Annotated in this window: 19 protein-coding genes; 8 read left to right on the top strand and 11 right to left on the bottom strand. The window is 69.4% G+C overall.

Annotation, left to right across the window (positions count from 1 at the left end):
• Nucleotides 1–44: 44 nt before the first annotated feature.
• The 4 genes from AB0F17_RS27905 to pgeF all read left to right on the top strand — a co-directional run bounded on the left by AB0F17_RS27905 (nucleotide 45) and on the right by pgeF (nucleotide 6,203).
• Nucleotides 45–1,250, top strand: coding sequence for a histidine kinase (locus AB0F17_RS27905; protein WP_358028361.1), 1,206 nt, complete (start codon nucleotides 45–47; stop codon nucleotides 1,248–1,250).
• Nucleotides 1,247–1,918, top strand: coding sequence for a response regulator transcription factor (locus AB0F17_RS27900; RefSeq protein ID WP_358028358.1), 672 nt, complete (start codon nucleotides 1,247–1,249; stop codon nucleotides 1,916–1,918). Before AB0F17_RS27905 ends, AB0F17_RS27900 begins: the two co-directional genes overlap by 4 nt.
• Nucleotides 1,919–2,179: 261 nt before the next feature.
• On the top strand, nucleotides 2,180–5,386 hold the full coding sequence (locus AB0F17_RS27895) for an efflux RND transporter permease subunit (RefSeq protein WP_358028355.1): 3,207 nt from the start codon (nucleotides 2,180–2,182) through the stop codon (nucleotides 5,384–5,386).
• A gap of 109 nt (nucleotides 5,387–5,495) precedes the next feature.
• Nucleotides 5,496–6,203 (top strand): peptidoglycan editing factor PgeF, encoded by a 708-nt coding sequence (gene pgeF, locus AB0F17_RS27890; RefSeq protein ID WP_358028352.1) that lies wholly within the window; start codon nucleotides 5,496–5,498, stop codon nucleotides 6,201–6,203.
• Between the two features lie 124 nt (nucleotides 6,204–6,327).
• Here the strand turns inward: pgeF and AB0F17_RS27885 are convergent, their stop codons facing one another.
• The 3 genes from AB0F17_RS27885 to AB0F17_RS27875 are packed head-to-tail and all read right to left on the bottom strand — an operon-like array spanning nucleotide 6,328 to nucleotide 8,581.
• Entirely contained in the window at nucleotides 6,328–6,675 is a 348-nt protein-coding gene (locus AB0F17_RS27885) for a hypothetical protein (protein WP_358028349.1), read from the bottom strand.
• Between the two features lie 26 nt (nucleotides 6,676–6,701).
• Nucleotides 6,702–7,862 carry an ATP-dependent DNA ligase gene (locus tag AB0F17_RS27880; RefSeq protein WP_358028347.1) on the bottom strand — a complete coding sequence of 387 codons (1,161 nt, stop codon included), beginning with the start codon at nucleotides 7,860–7,862 and terminating at the stop codon, nucleotides 6,702–6,704.
• The gene (locus tag AB0F17_RS27875; protein WP_358028344.1) at nucleotides 7,859–8,581 is read right to left on the bottom strand and encodes a pyrimidine reductase family protein; all 723 of its coding nucleotides are present in this window, start codon (nucleotides 8,579–8,581) and stop codon (nucleotides 7,859–7,861) included. Before AB0F17_RS27875 ends, AB0F17_RS27880 begins: the two co-directional genes overlap by 4 nt.
• Nucleotides 8,582–8,748: 167 nt before the next feature.
• Between AB0F17_RS27875 and AB0F17_RS27870 the strand changes: the two genes are divergently transcribed.
• A complete protein-coding gene (locus tag AB0F17_RS27870; RefSeq protein ID WP_358028342.1) occupies nucleotides 8,749–9,153 on the top strand; it encodes a hypothetical protein in 405 nt (134 codons plus the stop codon).
• A 69-nt stretch (nucleotides 9,154–9,222) separates the two neighbouring features.
• Here the strand turns inward: AB0F17_RS27870 and AB0F17_RS27865 are convergent, their stop codons facing one another.
• The 8 genes from AB0F17_RS27865 to AB0F17_RS27830 form a co-directional block, all read right to left on the bottom strand.
• On the bottom strand, nucleotides 9,223–10,509 hold the full coding sequence (locus AB0F17_RS27865; protein WP_358028339.1) for an aspartate aminotransferase family protein: 1,287 nt from the start codon (nucleotides 10,507–10,509) through the stop codon (nucleotides 9,223–9,225).
• 37 nt (nucleotides 10,510–10,546) lie between these two features.
• Nucleotides 10,547–11,620, bottom strand: coding sequence for an ABC transporter ATP-binding protein (locus tag AB0F17_RS27860; RefSeq protein ID WP_358028336.1), 1,074 nt, complete (start codon nucleotides 11,618–11,620; stop codon nucleotides 10,547–10,549).
• Nucleotides 11,617–12,441 (bottom strand): ABC transporter permease, encoded by an 825-nt coding sequence (locus AB0F17_RS27855; protein WP_358028334.1) that lies wholly within the window; start codon nucleotides 12,439–12,441, stop codon nucleotides 11,617–11,619. The genes AB0F17_RS27860 and AB0F17_RS27855 overlap by 4 nt, the downstream gene beginning before the upstream one ends.
• Entirely contained in the window at nucleotides 12,434–13,318 is an 885-nt protein-coding gene (locus AB0F17_RS27850) for an ABC transporter permease (RefSeq protein ID WP_358028331.1), read from the bottom strand. The genes AB0F17_RS27855 and AB0F17_RS27850 overlap by 8 nt, the downstream gene beginning before the upstream one ends.
• 10 nt (nucleotides 13,319–13,328) lie before the next feature.
• Entirely contained in the window at nucleotides 13,329–14,384 is a 1,056-nt protein-coding gene (locus AB0F17_RS27845) for an ABC transporter substrate-binding protein (RefSeq protein WP_358028328.1), read from the bottom strand.
• Between the two features lie 81 nt (nucleotides 14,385–14,465).
• Nucleotides 14,466–15,884: an aldehyde dehydrogenase family protein gene (locus AB0F17_RS27840; protein WP_358028326.1), complete on the bottom strand. Its 1,419-nt coding sequence runs from the start codon at nucleotides 15,882–15,884 to the stop codon at nucleotides 14,466–14,468.
• Complete coding sequence (locus tag AB0F17_RS27835) at nucleotides 15,881–16,258, bottom strand: cupin domain-containing protein (protein ID WP_358028324.1); 378 nt, start codon at nucleotides 16,256–16,258, stop codon at nucleotides 15,881–15,883. The genes AB0F17_RS27840 and AB0F17_RS27835 overlap by 4 nt, the downstream gene beginning before the upstream one ends.
• Nucleotides 16,259–16,293: 35 nt before the next feature.
• Nucleotides 16,294–17,067: an IclR family transcriptional regulator gene (locus tag AB0F17_RS27830; protein WP_358028322.1), complete on the bottom strand. Its 774-nt coding sequence runs from the start codon at nucleotides 17,065–17,067 to the stop codon at nucleotides 16,294–16,296.
• A gap of 227 nt (nucleotides 17,068–17,294) precedes the next feature.
• Between AB0F17_RS27830 and AB0F17_RS27825 the strand changes: the two genes are divergently transcribed.
• From AB0F17_RS27825 to AB0F17_RS27815, 3 genes are read left to right on the top strand one after another with little or no spacing between them, the layout of a single operon-like run.
• A complete protein-coding gene (locus AB0F17_RS27825) occupies nucleotides 17,295–18,230 on the top strand; it encodes a DUF6282 family protein (RefSeq protein ID WP_358028320.1) in 936 nt (311 codons plus the stop codon).
• 1 nt (nucleotide 18,231) lies between these two features.
• Nucleotides 18,232–19,002, top strand: coding sequence for an aldolase/citrate lyase family protein (locus tag AB0F17_RS27820; protein ID WP_358028318.1), 771 nt, complete (start codon nucleotides 18,232–18,234; stop codon nucleotides 19,000–19,002).
• Nucleotides 18,995–20,020: a hypothetical protein gene (locus AB0F17_RS27815; RefSeq protein ID WP_358028316.1), complete on the top strand. Its 1,026-nt coding sequence runs from the start codon at nucleotides 18,995–18,997 to the stop codon at nucleotides 20,018–20,020. The genes AB0F17_RS27820 and AB0F17_RS27815 overlap by 8 nt, the downstream gene beginning before the upstream one ends.

Raw genomic sequence — 20,020 nt, 5'->3', positions numbered from 1 at the left:
CACCGGATGAGGGAATGCGCCCAGCTCAGACCTAACGTGTAGGGGTGCGTCCGCTGACCTGGCTGAGACAGGAACTCCGTGCCCGACCCTATGTGGCGGACACGATCCTGGCCGTGTTCCTGTATGCGGCCACGCTGCTGACGCCGGAGGCGCCCCTGCCGCCGGGGGCGATGTGGCGTGGCCAGATGCAGCCCCTCACCGCGTACAGCATCGCGCTGGCGACGGTCGTCTGCGGGGCTCTGGTCTTCCGGCGGCGGTGGCCGCGCGCCGTTCTCGCGGTCACGGTCACCGGGTTCGTGGCCTACCTCATGGTCAGCGGCGGGCGCAGCCCCTTGGACCTGGTGCTGGGGATCGCGGTGTACACCGTGGCCGCGCGCTACCCACGCCGGGACGCGTGGGTTTACGGAGGGCTCGTCGCGCTGGTGGTCACCGTGGCCAAGGTGGTGTTCGCCGGGAACGCGTGGCTGGCGCCCGAAGTGCTGGCACAGATCGCCCCCATCGGCATGGCCACCGCCATCGGGGACGCGCTGCGCAGCCGCCGGGCCTATGTGGCCGCCATCGAGGAGCGGGCGCGCAGGGCCGAGGAGACGCGCGAGGAGGAGGCCGAACGCCGGGTGATGGAGGAACGGCTGCACATCGCGCGGGAGTTGCACGACGTTCTCGCCCACCACATCGCGCTGATCAACGTACAGGCGCAGGTCGCCGCGCACCTGCTGGCGACCGAACCCGAGCAGGCCCGTACGGCGCTGGGCCATGTCCGGCACGCGGGCAAGGAGGCGTTGGACGAGCTGCGGACGACGGTGGGGCTGCTGCGCCGCCCGGGCAGCCGCGACGAGCTCCTCACCGAGCCGGCGCCGAGCCTGGATCGGCTGCCTGACCTGGTCGACTCGTTCACCACCGCCGGGCTGCAACTGGGCTGGCTGATCTACGGCGACCCGAGGCCGCTGCCCGCTCCCGTGGGCCTGGCCGCGTTCCGGATCGTCCAGGAGGCGCTGACCAACGTGAGCAAGCACGCGCCACGGGCGACCGCGACCGTGCGGATCGACTACACCTCCGATGCGGTGGTCGTCGACGTGGCCGATGACGGTGACAGCGATCCGGGCGGGGTCTCCTCCGGGACCGGTCACGGGCTGATCGGCATGCGGGAGCGGGCCCGGTCGGTCGGGGGGACCTTCGTCGCCGGGCCCGTGGAAGACGGTGGATTCCGGGTCCGCGCCGTGCTCCCCACCTCCAGGAAGAGCCGCCCATGACGATCAGAATCCTGCTGGCCGACGACCAGGCGCTGGTCCGCGCCGGGTTCCGGGTGCTGGTCGACTCGGCGCCCGACCTGGAGGTGGTCGGCGAGGCCGCCAACGGTCACGACGCCGTACGGCTGGCGCGGGAGACCATGGCCGACGTGGTGCTGATGGACATCCGCATGCCCGGAATGGACGGTCTCGCGGCGACGAGTGAGATCACCTCCGACAAGGCCATGGCCGGGGTCCGGGTGCTGGTCCTGACCACGTTCGAGATCGACGAGTACGTCTTCGCCGCGCTGCGGGCGGGCGCCAGCGGGTTCCTCGGCAAGAGCGTGGAGGCCGGCGAGTTGCAGGAGGCCATCCGGGTGGTGGCCAGGGGCGAGGCGCTGCTGTCGCCGTCGGCGACCAGAGGGCTGATCACCCGGTTCCTGGCCAGCCCCGGCGCCTCGGCCGAGCACGTGCTGGAGGACCTGGCCGTGCTGACCGAGCGCGAAAGGGAGGTGATGATCCTGGTGGCCTGCGGGCGTACCAACGATGAGATCGCCGACCTGCTGGGGATCAGCCGGATGACCGCCAAGACGCACGTCAACCGGGCGATGATCAAGCTGAAGGCGCACGACCGCGCCCAACTGGTGATCATCGCCTACGAGACCGGCCTGATCCGTCCCCAGGCCCGCTGATCCGTCCCAGGCCCACTGATCGGCCGGGAACCGCGGGCGCGGTAGCCCGCCCCCCGCGTCTACCGCGATCGCCGCAGATCAAGACCCTCCTCCAGGGGGACGTTCTCCCGGGACGACGCCACGAGTCTTGAGTAGTGACCACGACGATGCCGTGCTCCGCCCATGGTGAGGCGGCACGACTCGTACGAGCAGCTGTCGTCTCCGGCTCTCCCGGTCCTGCGCGCTGAGCGGTCTGACACCCATCTGAAGAGAAGTGGAATGATGTCGTTTCTGGCTAGATTGAGCCTGGCGAATCGGGGGCTCATCGCGCTCATCACGATCGTGGTGGTCGCGTTCGGCGCCTACATCACCCCGGCGTTGCAACAGCAGCTCTTGCCCTCACTGTCGTTTCCGCAAGTGTCGGTCGTGGCGACGTACGCCGGTGCCGCGCCGCAGATCGTCGAGGACCGGGTCACGGTACCGCTGGAAGAGGGGGTACGCGGGGTGGCCGGCGTCACCGGCGTGACCTCGACCTCGCGGGAGTCCAGCGCGACGATCCAGGTGGCCTTCGACTTCGGCACCGACATCGACGACGCGCAGAGCAAGATCCAGCAGGTGGTCGGCGGACTGTCCAGCCGGCTGCCCGACGGGGTGGAGCCCCAGGTGGTCGTGGGCAGCACCGACGACCTGCCGGTCATCCAGCTCGCCGCCGCCTCCGAGGGCTCCCAGCAGCGCCTCGCCGAGCACCTGGACACCCAGGTGGTGCCGGCGCTCACCGGCGTCGAGGGCGTGAAGGAGGCCTCGGTCACCGGTACCCGGGATCAGGTCATCACCATCACCCCCGACACCGATGAGCTGAAGAAGCACGGGCTGGACGCCGGCGCGATCTCCACCGCCATCCAGGGCGCGGGCCAGCCGATACCGGCCGGCTCCCTCACCCACTCCGACACCACCCTGAGCGTCCAGGTCGGCGGCCGGTACGACTCGATCGAGGACCTCAAGGACCTCTACCTGGCCCCCGCCGCGCAGGCGTCCCCGGCGTCCCCGGCCCAGCCCACCAGCCAGGGTCAGCGTCCGGGCGCGCCGCAGGCCAACCCTGCTGCCGCCAAGCCGAAGAAGCCGAAGCCGGTACGGCTGGGCGACGTGGCCACCGTGAAGCTCGGACTGGCCGAGGCGGCCACGCTCACCCGCACCGACGGCAAGCCCAGCCTGGGCGTCTCGATCACCATGAAGCCCGACGGCAACGCGGTGTCGATCTCGCAGGACGTACGCGCGAAACTGCCCGCCCTGGCCACCGCGCTCGGCACCGGCACCGCGCTCACCATCGTCTTCGACCAGGCGCCGCAGGTGCAGAAGTCGATCGAGAGCCTGACCACCGAGGGCCTGCTGGGCCTGGCCATGGCCGTGCTGGTCATCCTGATCTTCCTGGTCTCGGTACGCTCCACGCTGGTGACCGTGGTCTCCATCCCGCTGTCGGTGCTGATCGCGTTGATCGGGCTGTGGGTCAAGGACTACTCCCTGAACATGCTCACCCTCGGCGCCCTGACCATCGCGATCGGCCGCGTCGTCGACGACTCGATCGTGGTCCTGGAGAACATCAAACGCCATCTGTCCTACGGCGAGCGCAAACGGCAGGCGATCGAGAACGGCGTACGCGAGGTCGCGGGCGCCGTCACCGCCTCCACCCTCACCACCGTCGCGGTGTTCCTGCCGATCGCCTTCGTCGGCGGTTTCGTCGGCGAGTTGTTCGGCCCGTTCTCCATCACCGTCACCGTGGCCCTGATCGCCTCCCTGCTGGTGTCGCTGACCGTCGTACCGGTGCTGAGCTACTGGTTCCTCAAGCCGCCCAAGGACGGCGACCGCGACAAGGCCGAGGAGAAGGAGCGCCGCAGCCTGCTCCAGCGCGCCTACGTCCCGGTGATCCGCTTCGCCACCCGGCACCGGCTCACCACGGTCGCCGGCGCCCTGGCGATCCTCATCGGCACCCTCGCCCTGGTCCCCAGCCTGCAGACCAGCTTCATCGACAACGCGGGACAGAACACGGTCAACGTCACCCAGAACCTGCCCGTCGGCACCTCCCTGGCCTCAGCCGACGCCAAGGCCAAAGAGGTCGAGAAGATCCTCACCGGCCTCGATGAGATCCAGTCCTACCAGGTCACCGTGGGAGGCGCGAGCGGCGTCGGCTTCGGCGGCGGGCGTCCCGGCGGGGGTGGCGGGGGAGGTACGGCCCGCGCCAGTTACTCCCTCACCCTGCACGAGGGCAGCGACACCGCGACCGTGGAGAACACTCTGCGCGATCGGCTGGGCAAGCTGACCGACGCGGGCCAGATCAGCATCGGCGAAAGCGGCGGGTTCGGCGGCGACAAGCTCGAGGTCCTGGTCCACGCCGGCGAACAGGACACCTTGCGCGACGCGGCGCGAGTCGTCCAGCAGAGCATGGCGGCGATGCCCGGCGTCACCGAGACGACCAGCACCCTGGCCGACACCGCGCCCCGCATCGACGTCACCGTCGACCGCAAGGAGGCCGCCAAGCACAACCTGTCCGAGGCCGCCATCGGCCAGGCGGTCTCCCAGGCCTTCCGCGACACCACCGTCACCCAGCTCACCTTCGACGGCACCACCGCCGACGTCCTCCTGCACACCGGCGACGCCCCCGTCTCCCTGGCCGAGCTACGCAAGCTCGAACTGCCGGGAAAGGTGGACCTCGCCGACGTCGCCGAGGTCAAGCAGGTCAACGGACCCGTCTCGGTCACCCGCATCGACGGGGACCGCACCGTCACCGTCTCCGGCAAGAGCACCGGCGCCAGCCTCGGCGCCATCAGCGCGGACCTGCAGACCCGGCTCGCCAAGCTGACCCTGCCCGCCGGCGCCACCTACTCCATCGGCGGCGCCAGCGCCGACCAGGACGAAGCCTTCGGCAGCCTCGCCCTGGCCCTGGTGGCGGCCATCGCGCTGGTGTTCTTCGTCATGGTCGCCACCTTCCGCAGCCTCATCCAGCCGCTGCTGCTGCTGGTGTCGATCCCGTTCGCCGCCACCGGCGCGATCGGCCTGCTGCTCATCACCGGCACCTCCCTCGGACTGGCCGCCATGATCGGCCTGCTGATGCTCGTCGGCATCGTCGTCACCAACGCCATCGTGCTGCTCGACCTGATCAACCAATACCGCCGCCAGGGCATGCCGCTGCACGAGGCGGTCATCGAAGGCGGCCGCAACCGGCTGCGCCCCATCCTGATGACCGCGCTGGCCACGATCTTCGCCCTGCTGCCGATGGCCCTGGGCATCACCGGCGGCGGCGGCTTCATCTCCAAACCCCTCGCCATCGTCGTCATCGGCGGCCTGATCAGCTCCACGCTCCTCACCCTCGTCCTGGTCCCGACCCTCTACACCATGGTCGAAAGCAGGAAGGAGAAGATCCGGACCCGCCGCGCGGAACGCCCCGACGCACCACCCCTGGCCGAAACCCCCAAGGAACCGGCCCACTCCAGCTGACCCCGCGCCACTACGCCGACACCCGCCCCTGAGCCCCGAAAGGCAGGCCAGGGGCGCCGGCGTACGCCCGGGGCGGGTGGGATGGCGGGGCGGCCCTAAGATCGGAGGCATGGAGCTGGCCCCCGGAGTGCACGTCGTCATCACCGATCGCCACGGGGGAGTGAGTGCTCCGCCGTACGCGTCGCGGAATCTCGGCGGCCTCGTCGGCGACGACCCCGACGCGGTGCGCGCCAACCGGGCGGGTGTCGCGGCCGAGCTGGGTGTGCGGGCCGTCGTGTTCATGCGGCAGGTCCACAGCGCCGACGTCGCGTACGTCAGCGAGCCGTTCGGCGACGACGCGCCGCCGCTCGACGGCGTCTTCACCACCGAGCCACGCCTGGCGCTCGCCTCACTCGGCGCCGACTGCCCGGCCGTGCTCGTCGCCGATCCGGTCGCGGGTATGGTCGCCGCCGCCCACTCCGGACGGCCCGGCACCGAGGCGGGCATCGCCACCGCCCTGGTAGAGGCGATGGCGGCCAAGGGCGCGGCGCCCGGGCGGATGGTGGCGCTGATCGGGCCCGGCGCGTGTGGCCGCTGCTATGAGGTGCCCGCCGAGCTGCGCGAACGGGTCGCGTCCCGGGTGCCGGAGACCTGGTCCACCACCTCGTGGGACACGCCCGCCCTGGACCTCCGGGCAGGCATCGAGGCCCAGTTGCGCACGGCGGGCGTCGCCGACGTACGGCACGACGCCCGATGCACGATCGAGTCGCAGGAGCTCTACTCCCACCGCCGCGAACAGCCGGGCGGCCGCTTCGCTGGCCTGATCTGGCTCGCCTGACCCCGTCTGGGCCGAACCCAGCGGACCCGGTTCGGCTTGACCTCAGCTGATCTGGCTCGCCTGACCCCGACAGGGCCTGACCCTGGCTGATCTGGTGTGCCCGCCACGGCGGTGGGTGTCGAGGTCAGTTTCGGCTGCTGCCGAAGATCCCGTTGATCACGATGACCGCGAACCAGATCGGCGCGATCACCCACATCTCCTTGCCGCCGAAGATCACGGCCAGGGTCAGGACGGTGCCCAGAGCGAGCGACACGATCGCCAGCGCCAGCCGCTGACCCTCGCTCGGCCCCTGCCGCGCGGAGACGTCCTTGCCCTTGCCCTTGGGCCCCAAGGTGGCGAGCCGTTCGTCGACTCGCCGGTCGACCTCCTGCCCCATCTTCTCGAGGAAGGATTCGACTATCGCGTCCTCGAAATCGGGCCCAAGGTCGCGACGGGCGCCCACCGCCGCCCGCAACTCATCACCGGTACTCATATATCGAGATATAACGGGTTAAAGGGCTATCGAGCAAGGATGTCGTCGAGGTTGTACGAGACCGGTCTCTCCAACTGCTCGTACGTGCACGATTCAGGCGTCCGGTCCGGCCGCCACCGCCGCCACTGCGCGGTATGCCGGAACCGGTCGCCCTCCATCTGGTCATAGGCCACCTCGATCACCAGCTCCGGCCGGAGCGGGATGAACGACAGGTCCTTCTTGGCGTTCCAGCGCGACACCGCGCCCGGCACCCGCTGCCCGCCCGTCGCGGGCCCGGCCGTCGGCTGCCCGACGGTGGCCGCCGCCTGCTCGGCCCAGTGGCCCCACGGATGCTCGCCCAGCTCGGCGATGTACGGCTTGAGCTCCTCGACCAGCTCGGCCCGGCGCGCCATGGGGAACGACGCCGCCACGCCCACGTGATGCAGCCTGCCGTCGTCGCCGTAGAGGCCGAGCAGGATCGAGCCCACGATCGGCCCGGTCTTGTGCTCGCGGTAGCCGGCCACCACCACGTCGGCGGTGCGCTCGTGCTTGACCTTGAGCATCGTGCGCTTGTCGGGGATGTACGGCTGGTCGCCGGGTTTGACGATGATGCCGTCGAGCCCCGCGCCCTCGAACATCTCAAACCATTCGGACGCCTGCTCGGTGTTGGTCGTGACCGGGGTCAGCCGGATGGAGCTGCCCTTCTCCGGGAAGATCTGCTCCAGCCGCGCCCGCCGCTCGCTGAACGGCGCCTCCATCAGCGACTCGTCGCCCAGCGCCAGCAGGTCGAACGCCACGAACGACGCGGGAGTCCGCTCGGACAGCATCGTGACCCGCGATGCCGCCGGATGGATGCGCTGCTGCAGCGCGTCGAAGTCGAGCTGCGAGCCCTGTGGCAGCACGATCTCGCCGTCGACCACGCACCTTTCCGGCAACTCCGCCCTGACCGCCTCGACCAGCTCGGGGAAGTAGCGGGTGAACGGCCGCTCGTTGCGGCTGCCCAGATAGACCTCGTCACCGTCGCGGAACACGATGCACCGGAACCCGTCCCACTTCGGCTCGTAGAACAGCGTGCCGTCCTGCTCGGGCATCTTCTTGACCGGCTTGGCCAGCATCGGCGCCACAGGCGGGCGCACCGGCAGATTGGGCACCGGCTCCGGCTCTTCGGCGACCGCGACCTCGACGGACGGCTGGGTGGGCTCGGTCATGTCGTTGACTCCCTCGTGTACTTGCAGAAGAGGACCCCCTCCTCCTCCAGCACCTGGCTGAGCCGCAGCTCGACCTGCGATGCCTCGCCGTTCAGAATGCGCGCGGCCCCGCCCCCGACCAGCAGCGGGCTGATCGACAGGCAGAGCTCGTCGATCAGGTCGGCCGCCGCGAGCTGCCCGTTGAGCCGGGGGCCGCCCTCGCACAGGATCCGCGTCAGGCCGCGCTCGTGCAGCTCGCGCACGGCCACCGACATGTCGACCAGGTCGCCGCCCGCCACCACGACGTCGGCCACCCGGGAGGCGTCGGCGCGGCGCTCGGCGGGCGCGGCCTCGCAGGTGATGACGATCGTCCGGCTGACGGCCTCGGTGAACAGCGGGCTGCCCAGATCGAGGTCGAGCCGGCGGCTGACCACCGCGATCGGCGGGGCCGGCGGCCGGCCCTCCCGCAGGGTCTGCCATGATTCGCGCGGCTTGACCGCCCCGTACCCCTCGGTGCGCACGGTCGCGGCGCCCGCCATGACCACGTCGGACATCCCGCGCAGGACCCGGAAGATCCGCCGGTCGCCCTCGCTGGACAGCCCGCCCGACAGCCCTTTCAGCCAGGCGGCCCCGTCGGCGCTGGCGACCATGTTGAGGCGCAGCCATGGCCGGCCCGCCGGACAGGCGTAAGCCTGCTCGATGTCTGGTTCGTCTTGAATGTCGGGATGGATGCGACGCACTCCTCCACCTTGGCACACGCCTCCGACAACGAGCCGATGTAGGGGCCTTTGACGGGAGGGATAGCACTTTGCTGTATCGAGGGACACACGTAGCGTGATGCGCATAACGTGGCGGCAGGCACATGGGGATCGGGGCACTTGGGGATCGGGCACGCGAGGGAGGCCCAGTGGGGCTGATCACTGCCGTGACATGGCTGTTCACCGCGCTCGTAGGAATCTACTTGCTCTACCTCTGGCTGTCGGGCGGCGGCCTGCGGCAACAGGCGACGAAGGTCACCCGCTTTCCGGTGACGCTGATCTTCTCCCACCCGGTGCTGGCGCTGTCGGCGCTGACCTGCTGGATGGCCTTCCTGATCACGGGCAGCCGCCTGCTGGCCTGGACGGCGTTCGGGGTGCTGGCGGTGGCGGCCCTGCTGGGCTTCACGATGTTCACCCGCTGGCTGGGCACGGGCCGCCACGCCCGAGGCGCGGAGCGACGCTTCCCGCTCCTGGCGGTCCTCCTGCACGGCGTGGCGGGCGTGGCGACGTTCGTCCTGGTACTCCTCACCGCCAGCGTGGCCGGCCGCCTGTGAGCGGGTACCCACGTGTGCTCGGTCAGGAGGCGCCGTCTCGCCGCTGCCGGGCGGTGTCCCTGCGCGTTCTTACTTCTGAACCGCCGCGGTGATGTGCTTCTCCAACGCCGTGCAGATCGCATCGGCCTGGCCCTCGGTGATGACCAGTGGTGGGGAGAGGACGATCCGGCCGATCCCTGCGCGGACGATGACCCCGTCCTCACGGCAGGAGGCCGCGATCGCCGCCGCGTCGATCCCATCGAACTCGATGCCGAGGGCCAGGCCGACGCCACGGACCTCGACCACCTCGGGGAGGTCGGGCAGTGGCTTGAGGGCTTCGAGCATCAACGTGCCGATGTGCTGTGCCCGAGCCGGCAGGCCTTCTCGTTCGATGATGTCGAGGTTCGCCAGTGATACCGCGGCGCCTACCGGGTGGCCGTTGTAGGTGAATCCGTGCCAGAAAGTGGCGCCGTGCGCCATCCGGATGACCTGGTCGCCGATCAGCACCGCACCCATCGGGATGTAGCCGCTGGACAGGCCCTTGGCGGTGACGAGCAGGTCGGGCGTGACGCCGTACCGCTCGGCGGCGAACCAGTACCCGGTGCGGCCGAAAGCGGTGACGATCTCATCGAGGATCAGCAGGATTCCGTGTTTCCTCAGGACCTCGGCCACCCGTGGCCAGTAGCCGTCCGGTGGCGGCACCATGCCGCCGACGCCGAGCACCGGCTCACCGATGAAGGCCGCGATCTTGTCCGCCCCGATCCGCTCGATGGTCTCCTCGAGCTCGGCTACCAGCACGTCGGTGGCGTTCGGGCCGATCTTGCGGGCGTGCGGGACGCTCAGGTGCACGAAGCCGTCCGGCTGCGGCCCGAACCCCTCCTTCATCGCCGGCATGCCGGTAGCCGCCAGGGAGACCGCACTGACGCCGTGGTAGGCCGACTCGCGCGACAGGATGACGGTCCGTTCGGGCTGCCCGTTGGCGTGGTGGGCCAGCCGGGCGAGCTTGATCGCGGTCTCGGTGCCTTCCGAGCCGCCGTTGGTGAAGAAGACCTTGTTCAGGCCTTCGGGCGACAACTGGACCAGCCGCTCGGCCAGCCTGATCGCCGGCTCGTTGGAGTAGTCCCAGAACGACGGGTAGAACTCCAGCTTGGCCATCTGTTCCGCGGCGACGTCGGCCAGTTCGCGGCGGCCATGGCCGACCGCGCATTGCCAGAGCCCGCAGGTGCCGTCGACATACTCCTTGCCATCGACATCCCATACCAGCGCGCCCTCGCCGCGTTCGATGATCAGCGGCTCAGGTGGCTGTCCGACCACGGTGTGCGGATGGACGATGTACTGCTTGTCCGCGGCCGCCAGCGCTCGTTGATTCGTGGACATGGTTATCTCCTGTCTACCCATACGATGAAATGCGGCGCTAACCGATGCCGACGGGGCTCTGGTGTTCGGTGCGAGTGGTTGTCGAGTCGGCGACCAGGCTGTGGTGCGCCGGCGTCCAGCTGGCGATCACGGACTCACCGGGCGCGGCCGGCAGTGGCGCGCCGCTCACCCGCATGGCACACCCACTGGTGCCGTCGGCGAACCGCAGCCCGATCCGGTGATGGTTGCCGACGTACACGATGTCGGTGACGAGGGCCGGGCGTTGCGGGTGACCGGCAGGGACGGCATCCGCCCGGCTGGACAACTCCAGGCGCTCCGGCCGGACAACAGCCAGCTGTCCGTCCGCCACACCGGCGAACACGTTGGACTCACCGAGGAACTCGGCCACGAACAAGGTGGCCGGCCGCTCGTAGAGCTCGGCCGGTGGTCCGACCTGTTCGATCCGGCCCTCGTTGAACACCGCGATCCGGTCCGACAGCGTCAACGCCTCTTCCTGGTCGTGAGTGACGAAGATGAACGTCATTCCCAGCTCGCGGTGCATCCGGGCGATCTCCCGCTGCAACTGGTCGCGCAGCTTCTTGTCCAGCGCGCCCAGCGGCTCGTCGAGCAGCAGTGCCCGCGGTTGGTAGACGACCGCGCGGGCGAGGGCGACTCGTTGCTGCTGGCCACCGGACAGTTGCCTGGGCAGCCGATCGGCGTACTGCTCCAACCGGACGAGCTCGAGGGCCGCCCGCACCCTCGCGGCGATCTCGGCCTTCGGCACGGAACGCTGCTGCAGCGGGAAGGCGATGTTGCGGGCCACCGTCATGTGCGGGAACAGGGCGTAGTGCTGGAACACCACACCCAGGTCGCGCTTGTGCGGCTTGAGCCGGCTGATGTCCCGGCCGTCGGTCTCGATCCGGCCGGCGGTCAGTGCGACGAACCCGGCGATCATCGAGAGCATCGTGGTCTTGCCGGAACCGCTCGGGCCGAGGAAGGTCATGAACTCCCCTGGCGCGATGTCGAGCGAGACATCGTTCACCGCGGGCTGCGACGTACCGGCGTACATCTTGCTCACGGCCGAGATCCGGATGCCGTGGCTGGCCTGGCCGAGTGTCGATGGCTGGCTCATGAGGTACTCCGCTGTCGTCGGACGAGCTGGGGAATCAGCAAGGCAAGGGTGGTGACCACGACGATCAGGCTGGACGCCGCCGCGATGGTCGGGTCGATCTCGAGGGTGATCGAGTTGTACATCTGCACCGGCAGGGTCCGGATCTCCGGGGTCTGCAGGAACAGCGCGATGACGATCTCGTCGAGCGATGCGACGAACGCGAACAGGAACCCGGACAGCACCCCCGGCAGGATCAGCGGCACGGTGATCCGCAGGAACGTGGTCCACGACCGGGCACCCAGGCTGGCTGCCGCGTTCTCGAGTGTGCGGTCGTAACCGGCCAGGCTCGTCGACACCGAGGTGATGACGAACGGCAGGGCCAGCACCGTATGCGCGAGGACGAAACCGGTGAACGTGCCGTTCAGCTGCCAGCGCAGGAAGACCGCGTACACGGCCACCGCCACCACGATGCCCGGCATGATCATCGGTGCCATCACGAACGACCGGAGCGCTCCCTTTCCGGCGAACCGCGATCGATCCAGACCGAAGGCCGCGGCGACCCCCAGAACGGTGGCGATCGTGGCGACGACCAGGCCGATCTTTACCGAAGTGATCAGCGAGGACATCCAGGCATCGGAGCCGAAGAACTCGCCGTACCAGCGCCATGACCAGGTCTTGGGCGGGAACTCGAACGTCTGGCCGCCGGAGAAGCTCATCGGGATCACGACGATGGTCGGCGCCACCAGCAGCAGTCCGACCAATGTCACGACCACCCGCAGGCCCCAGCCGAGGTTGTCCTGGCGCTCGGCGCGCACCCTCGTCCTGGAAGGCTTGTCACTCACTGCCCACCGCCTGACCCAGTGCTGCCGTCGGCCGCGCGACGCGGCTGACGGCGAACAGCACCAGCAACGTCACGACCAGCAGCACCGTCCCGAGAGCGCCGGCACCGCCGAAGTCCAGCAAGCTGGAGACCTGCGTACCGATCAGCTGGGAGATCAGCGACTGCTGCGGCGTCCCGAGCAGGGCCGGCGTGATGTAGAAGCCCAGCGTGATGACGAAGACGAGGGAGAAGCCGGACAGCACCCCCGGGATGGACAGCGGCAGGTAGACCCGGACGAACGCTCGCCATCGGGGAGCCCCCAGGCTGGTGGCGGCGTCCAGCAACCGCCGGTCGATCTTCTCCATCCCGCTGTACAAGGGCAGGACCATGTACGGCAGCATCACCTGCACCATGGCGATCGTGACCCCGGCGACGGTGCCGAGCAGGACCACACCGTCGACACCGATCGCGCCGAAGAACCGGTCGATCGGCCCACCGCGCTGCATCAGCATGTACCAGGCGAAGTTGCGCGCCATCAGCGAGGTCCAGAACGGCAACAGGACCAGTACGGTCAGCACGCTCCTGGCCCGCGGACCGACTCTGGTCATCGCGTAGGCGTAGGGGTAGGCGATGATCAGGGTGCACACGGCGACGATCAGCGAGGTGCGCAAGGTCCGGAGCAGGATCTTGATCGACACGTCGTCGTGCAGCAGCGCGGTGTAGTTGCCCAACCCGGCGGCCGGATCGGTGAAACTCCGCCAGATGATGGCCGTCAGCGGGTAGACGAAGAACACCAGCAACATCGCGGTCGCCGGCAACAGCAGCCAGACCGGCGTGGCCGCCCGCGGCCGACGGCGCGGCAGGGTCCCGGTCGCGACCGGGACAGTGGTCTCGCTCATTCTCGGTCTCCTAGCCCGCCTGCCATGCGGTGTACTTCTTCGTCACCGCGTCGAGGTTCTCCGACCACCACTTCACGTCGCTGAGAATGGTGCCGCTCTTGCGGTCGTCGAGGTTCGGGTTCAGCTGCTGCTGTGCCGCGGTGAGGGTCGGCTTCGCGTCGCTGTTGGACGGCAGCACGTTGGCCAGCTCGGTGAACTTCGCCGACTGCTCGGGCTTGGCGGTGAACGCGATGAACTTCATCGCCGCGTCCTTGTGCGGCGTGCCCTTCGGGATGACGAGGGAGTCCCAGGTGAGGATCGTCTTGTCCCACACCGGCTTGAAGGTCGCACCGGCGTTCAGTGAGGAGGTCGCCCGTGCGGTGACCGTCAGCACCATGTCGACCTGGTTGTCCACCATCGCCTGCTGCATCTGGCCGTAGGTCTTCGCCAGCGTGGCCGACGCCTTGATCGCGTCCAGCTTCTTCAGCGCCCGGTCCACGTCCAGCGGGTACAGCTTGTCCGCCGGGACACCGTCGGCGAGCAGGGCGTCCTCGAGGATGCCGGCGGCGACCTCGGGCGGGAGCATGCGCTGGCCCGGGAACTTCGCGGTGTCGAAGAAGTCCGCGATCGTGGTCGGCGGGTTGGTGCCGTACTTCTTCGTGTTGTAGAGGAAGTGCAGGCCGTAGAAGTACGCCGGCACCCCGCAGTCGGTCACCGTGCCGGCCGGGAACTTGCTGGTGTCGAGCTGCGACAGGTCGAGCTTCTCCAGGTACTTGCCACAGTTCTGCGCCGCGAACGCCGCTCCCGAGTCGACGACGTCCCAGGACACCTTGTTCGCCTCGACCATCGTCTTGGTCTTGGCGTCGTCGGTCGGTCCGTCGTTGCGGAATGTCGTGCCGGTGGCGGCGGTGTACGGCGCCTGCCACGCCTTCTTCTGGTTCTCCTGGAACGCGCTGCCGTAGGAGACGAAGGTAAGCGAGTTGGACTGTGCGGACGTCGTGCCGCCACCGCCACCGCCGCCACAGGCGGTGAGCACCGTGGCCGACAGGACGAGGGCCGCCGGGACCAGGAACGTGTTGCGATGCATGGGGCCCTCCGGGCTTCCCAGGTCAGCGGATGCTGCCTTCTTTCGGCCGGCTCGCCAGGGGGCGACGAGCCGGGTCTTGCCTCAGTACTGGTAGGACTTCGTCCGGAGGTACTCCTCGAGCCCGAAGCGGCCGCGCTCCCGGCCGTATCCGGAGCCCTTGGTGCCACCGAACGGAGCGGACGGGTTGAACTTCCCGCCGTTGATGTAGACCGTGCTGGCGTTGAGCTGTGCGGCGACGCGCTCGGCTCGGGCCACGTCCGCGGACCAGACCGCGGCGTTGAGGCCGTACCGTGTCCCGTTCGCGACCGCGACGGCCTCGTCCTCGTCGTCGACCGGGATGATGGCGAGCACCGGCCCGAAGATCTCCTCCTGCGCGATCAGCGCATGGGGCTTCACCTCGGAGAAGACGGTCGCGGGAACATAGAATCCGCGGTCCCGGCCGGTCGGCGTGGCGGGGCCGCCGAGCAGGAGCTTGGCGCCCTCGCGGATCCCGGCGTCGATGAGGCCGAGCACCCGGTCACGCTGGACCGGTGAGATCACCGGCCCCAGCTTCGTCTCGGCGGCGTCCGGGTCACCCGGCACATACGATGCCGCGACCCGTACGACGAGCTGCTCCACCTCGGCCAACCGCGAGCGCGGCACGATCATCCGCGTCAGCGCCGCGCACATCTGGCCGGCGTTCGCGTAGCAGCTCGTCACGCCGTACGACACGGCCGCTTCCAGATCCCCGTCGTCGAGGACCACCATCGGACTCTTGCCGCCCAGCTCGAGCGCGACCTTCTTCACCGTCGCCGCGGCGACCTCGGCCACCCGCCGGCCCGCGCGATCCGAACCGGTGAAGGACACCATGTCGATCTCGGGATGCGCGGCGATGGCCTCGCCGACCTCGGGACCGGTGCCGGAGACCAGATTGACCACACCCGGCGGGAATCCGGCCTGGTCCAGGATCTCGGCCAGCAGGTACGGGGTCAGCCCGGCGACCTCGCTGGGCTTGATGACCACGGTGCAGCCGGCGGCCAGCGCCGGCGCGATCTTGAGCGCGATCTGGTAGAGCGGGTAGTTCCAGGGTGCGATCGCCCCGACCACGCCGATCGGCTCCCGCCGGATCAGCGAGTTGCCGAGCTGCTCGACCTCGAAGAGTTCCTCGGCCCGGTCGGCGGCGTCCTCGAAGGTCTGCACCACGATGCCGAACTGCATGATCCCGGCCTGCGCGCGCGGCGTGCCGACCTCGCTGATGACGCGGTCGACGATCTCCTTCTCGCGCTCGCGCAGACCGGTGGCGACCGCGCGCAACCTGTTCACCCGGTCGCCGACCGGTGTCGCCGCCCAGCCGGGGAACGCCCGGCGCGCGGCCCGGGCCGCGCGGTCCACGTCGGCCGCGGTCCCCGCCGGAACCGTCCCGAGGACCTCACCGGTCGCCGGGTTGAGTACCTCGATCGAACCGGTGCCCTCGGAGGCGACCCATCGGCCGTCGATGTAGATGGTGTCGCGGACGATCATTTCTTCAGGTCCTTCTCGTAACCGGCCAGGTGGGCGAGGTCGGCCCGGGGCGGCGTGAAGATGTCGAGGTTGAGTGTCGGCTCGTACGGCTCGATGTAGTGCGGCGAGCCCGCCGGCACCAGCAACATCGAGCCGGGGCCCATCTCGTGCGGCACGCCGTCGATGTAGTACTTCGCCCGGCCGGACACGATGTACGCGAGCTGGTCGAAGTCCTCGTGGACGTGCGGGTTGAGCGCCATCCCCGGCTCGACGTGGTTCATCACGAGCATCACGTCGTCGGTGACGTAGCCGGCCCGCTTGACTCCGGGCCGCACGTCCTCCAGCGCCAGGTCGTCCCACCGCACAACGGTCCTGTAGAGGTTCTTGCTGCTCACCTGCTGCTCCTTCTGCTGTCGTTACGCGCTGTGTGTCATGCCGGCGGCACCGAGGCGTGGCCGAGGTGTGCCGAGATCTGTTCCGCGGTCGCCTTCAGTGCCTTCCAGAGCCCCGACTCGGGTCCGGCCACTAACGTGTCGGAGGTCCCGATGAGGGCGACCGTCGTACAGATCACTCCGCGGGCGTCGAAGACCGGGGCGGCCACGGCGTGGATTCCCTGCACCACCATGGAGTGCGCGCCCATCCCGTCGGACTTCACCTGCTGGATGCTCTGCTCGATGTCGTGGCGCACCGGCATCGACAGCGAGGACAGCAGCCGATCGACCAACTGGCGGTCGGGCAGGTAGGCCAGGAACACCAGGGACTGCGCGGCGTTCAGCGGTAATTCACGACCCTCCGGCACATGCACGACGGCCAGCCGATCGGTGTCCATCTCGACCCGGGTGACCACGGCACCCCGTCCGCCCCAGAGGCTGAGGACCACGGTCTCGTGCGATTCGGCGCTCAGCGCGGCCATGTACGGCGCCGCGATCTCCAGGACCCGTGCCCGGCGCATCGCGGCCGCACCGAGATGTACGGCGATCGGGCCGGGCTCGAACGCCCCGTCCTCCCCCCGTTCGATCAGGCCGGCGTTGGCCATCGAGGCGAGGTAGCGGTGCGCGGTCGACCGCTGCAGGCCCAGGCCCGCGGCGACATCGGCCGCGCGGACGGTCTGATCCGTGGCCAGCATCCTGAGGATCTCCGCGCACCTGGTCACGGCCTGGATGTCGCCGTCGCGCAGCTCGCTGCGGCTCTTCGGTTCCGTCACGGTGTGTCCCCACGGGCTAGAGCTGACTGATGGCGTGTCCCGCATCGTGCGAATCAAGTCGCTCTATACGGGAACTGAAGGGAACGCTAAGGTTCCACCAAGCGGCTGTCAATAGCAGCCCAAAACGCCACCACCCACGCTATTCATGCGGAATCCCAGGCTCCGGTGGCCAGTCGATGGTCAACGATCGTGTCCCGCATCGCGGGTTCCGCATCCAAGGAGGAGAGATGATCGACGCCACGGACGACGTGGAGTTCGACCCGGACTTCGATGCCGTCGGCGATCCGGAGGTGAGCGAGCTGCTCACCGGTGCCGTCGACCTGCACGTGCATCCGGCGCCGTCGCCGTTCCCGCGCCGGCTCGGTCTACTGCAGGCGGTCCGGCAGGCCCACGCGGCGGGCTTCAAGGGTCTGATCGTGAAGTCCCACCACCACAGCATGGTCACCGACGTCCTGGCCGTGTCGGACGCGGTCGGCGGCCTCCCCATCCCGGTCCATTCCGGCGTGGCGTTGAACAACCAGGTCGGCGGGATCAATCCGGCGGCGGTCGAGCTCGCGCTCAACCTGGGCGGTCGGATCATCTGGTTCCCGACCATCTCCTCAGACCAGCACATCTGCGTGCACAACGAGGAACTGAAGTTCCCCCGCACGGCCAAGCCCTTCCGCAAGGACACCCCGACCCCGGTCCTCGACGAGAACGGCGCCATCCTGCCCGAGGTCCACGACGTGCTGGACCTGATCAAGGCCGCGGACGCCATCCTCTCCGGCGGCCACATGGGCGTCGGCGAACTCGACGCGGTCATCCGCGCGGCGGCGGCGAAGGGCATCGAGAAGATCATCGTCAGCCACCCGAACTTCGTCATCGGCGCCGTGCCCGAGCTGTGCCGCGAGTGGTCCGGCCTGGGCGTCAAGTTCGAGCACGAACTCTGCATGTACGACGACCGGTCGTCGTTCTACCACTGGGAGCTCGACACCATGCTCGAGTACGTCAAGGCGACCGGCGTCGAACACAGCCTGATCGGCTCGGACCTCGGCCAGCTGAACAACCCGCTGCCGGTCCAGGCCTATCGCCGGATCGTGCGTGGCCTGCTCGACCTCGGCGTCAGCCACGACGACATCCGGACCATGATCAGCACCAACCCCGGCGAACTGCTGGGAGTCTGACGTGCCCGGGCTGCGGTCACTGGTCCGCGAGCGGCCGGCGATCGGCACGTTCCTCAAGCTCCCCCAGCCGGAGGTGGTGGAGATCCTCGCCATCGCCGGGCTGGACTTCCTGATCTGCGACACCGAACACGCGCAGATCGACGAATCCGGGGCACGCACCGTCATCCAGGCCGGTCGCGCCGCCGGCATCCCGATCGTCGTCCGGGTGCCGACCATCGACCCCGGGCAGATCAACCGGCTGCTCGAAGCCGGAGCCGCCGGCATCCAGCTGTCCAGCACGACGTCGGCCGACAGCGCCGAGAAGCTGTCGCGTTTCACCACCTACCCGCCGACCGGGGCGCGTGGGCTGAGCACCGCGCAACCCGCGGCGCGGTTCGGCACCATCCCCCTGGCCGAATACATCACCTTGAGCAACGACCAGGTCCTGCGCGTCGGCCAACTCGAGTCGGCACGGTACGACGACCCCCTCGACGACATCATGTCGTCGCTGGACATCGCCTTCATCGGCACCATGGACCTGTCAGTGGATCTCGGCGTACCGGGACAGGTAGGTGCCCCGGCGGTGCGGACCAAGATCGGCGAGATCGAAGCCGCGGCCCGCCGGACCGACACCCCGCTGGGCATATTCGCGACGACCGCGGCCGAGGCCGAGCGGGCCGTCGCCACCGGCTATCGCTACATCGCGGTCGCGAGTGATCTCGCCCTGCTGACCACCGCGGCCCAGGAGCGGTTCACCGTACTGATGGAGGCCGTCGGAGGCGCGCGTGGCTGATCTGTCGACCGCGTTCGGCGGTCTCCGGCTGCCCAACCCGGTCATCGCGGCGTCCTGTGAGTACACGATGACCGAGCCGGGCATCCTCGCCTGCCTCGACGCCGGCGCGGGGGCGGTCGTGGCGAAGTCGATCAACGAGTCGCCCGCCGCCGCCAAGCAGCTCGACATCGCCGACTACCTCCTGCTCGACCACGACCTGCACGCGGTGCCGTGGACCTCGGCCCACGGCACGGAGACGCTGTTCAACCGCTCCGGCCTCGCCCAGACCACGCTCGAGGAGTGGGTGGCGATGCTGGAACGTTGCCAACGGCACGCGTCCGCGACCGGCTCGGCGGTGATCGGCAGCGTGACGGTCGCCTCCGCCGAAGGTGCCGCCCGGCTGGCCGCGGCGATGGCCGAGGTCGTTCCCGCGATCGAGGTCAACGTCGGCGCGCCGCACGGCCGTGAAGCCGCCGCTGTCCGGCAGATCACCGAGGCGGAGGGCGTCGCGCACTACACCCGGACCGTCCGGGCCGCGGTCGACTGCCCGCTGATCGTCAAGCTGCCCGGCCAGGCCGGCGACATCGTGGCAATGGCGCGCGCGGCGGCCGGCAACGGCGCCGACGCGGTGTGCCTGACCGGCCGGTTCAACGGGTTCGTGCCGAACCTCGACACCTGGGACCCGGAGCTCGGCTCCTGGGGCGCGATCGGCGGTCCCTGGGCCTTGCCGATCAGCCTGTACTGGATCAGCAAGTGCTTCGGCACCGTACCCGCCCTGATCGGCACCAACGGCGCGCGCGACGGCCTCGACGTCGCCCGCTTCCTCCTGTCCGGCGCGCGGGCGGTGGAGATGGCGAGTCTGCTGCTGACCAACGGCGCGCCGGCCTTGGCCGACACGATCAGCCAACTCGACGCCTACCTCGATCGACACGGCGTGACCCACCTGGACGAGGTCATCGGAGCCGCCGCGCGGCGGGCCAAGGGATACCACGAGATAGACCCGATCATCCCGCCCGTCCGGCCCTGGCTGGACAACTGA

Source organism: Nonomuraea sp. NPDC026600 (assembly GCF_040638335.1).
In the GTDB taxonomy this organism is placed as follows: domain Bacteria; phylum Actinomycetota; class Actinomycetes; order Streptosporangiales; family Streptosporangiaceae; genus Nonomuraea.
This window is presented reverse-complemented; position numbering and strand designations above follow the sequence as displayed.

Bases quoted from the DNA above. Each gene is read 5' to 3' on its own strand.
- AB0F17_RS27900 (WP_358028358.1), top strand. From the start codon at position 1,247: ATGACGATCAGAATCCTGCTGGCCGACGACCAGGCGCTGGTCCGCGCC.
- AB0F17_RS27895 (WP_358028355.1), top strand. From the start codon at position 2,180: ATGTCGTTTCTGGCTAGATTGAGCCTGGCGAATCGGGGGCTCATCGCG.
- pgeF (WP_358028352.1), top strand. From the start codon at position 5,496: ATGGAGCTGGCCCCCGGAGTGCACGTCGTCATCACCGATCGCCACGGG.
- AB0F17_RS27885 (WP_358028349.1), bottom strand. From the start codon at position 6,675: ATGAGTACCGGTGATGAGTTGCGGGCGGCGGTGGGCGCCCGTCGCGAC.
- AB0F17_RS27880 (WP_358028347.1), bottom strand. From the start codon at position 7,862: ATGACCGAGCCCACCCAGCCGTCCGTCGAGGTCGCGGTCGCCGAAGAG.
- AB0F17_RS27865 (WP_358028339.1), bottom strand. From the start codon at position 10,509: ATGTCCACGAATCAACGAGCGCTGGCGGCCGCGGACAAGCAGTACATC.
- AB0F17_RS27860 (WP_358028336.1), bottom strand. From the start codon at position 11,620: ATGAGCCAGCCATCGACACTCGGCCAGGCCAGCCACGGCATCCGGATC.
- AB0F17_RS27850 (WP_358028331.1), bottom strand. From the start codon at position 13,318: ATGAGCGAGACCACTGTCCCGGTCGCGACCGGGACCCTGCCGCGCCGT.
- AB0F17_RS27845 (WP_358028328.1), bottom strand. From the start codon at position 14,384: ATGCATCGCAACACGTTCCTGGTCCCGGCGGCCCTCGTCCTGTCGGCC.
- AB0F17_RS27840 (WP_358028326.1), bottom strand. From the start codon at position 15,884: ATGATCGTCCGCGACACCATCTACATCGACGGCCGATGGGTCGCCTCC.
- AB0F17_RS27825 (WP_358028320.1), top strand. From the start codon at position 17,295: ATGATCGACGCCACGGACGACGTGGAGTTCGACCCGGACTTCGATGCC.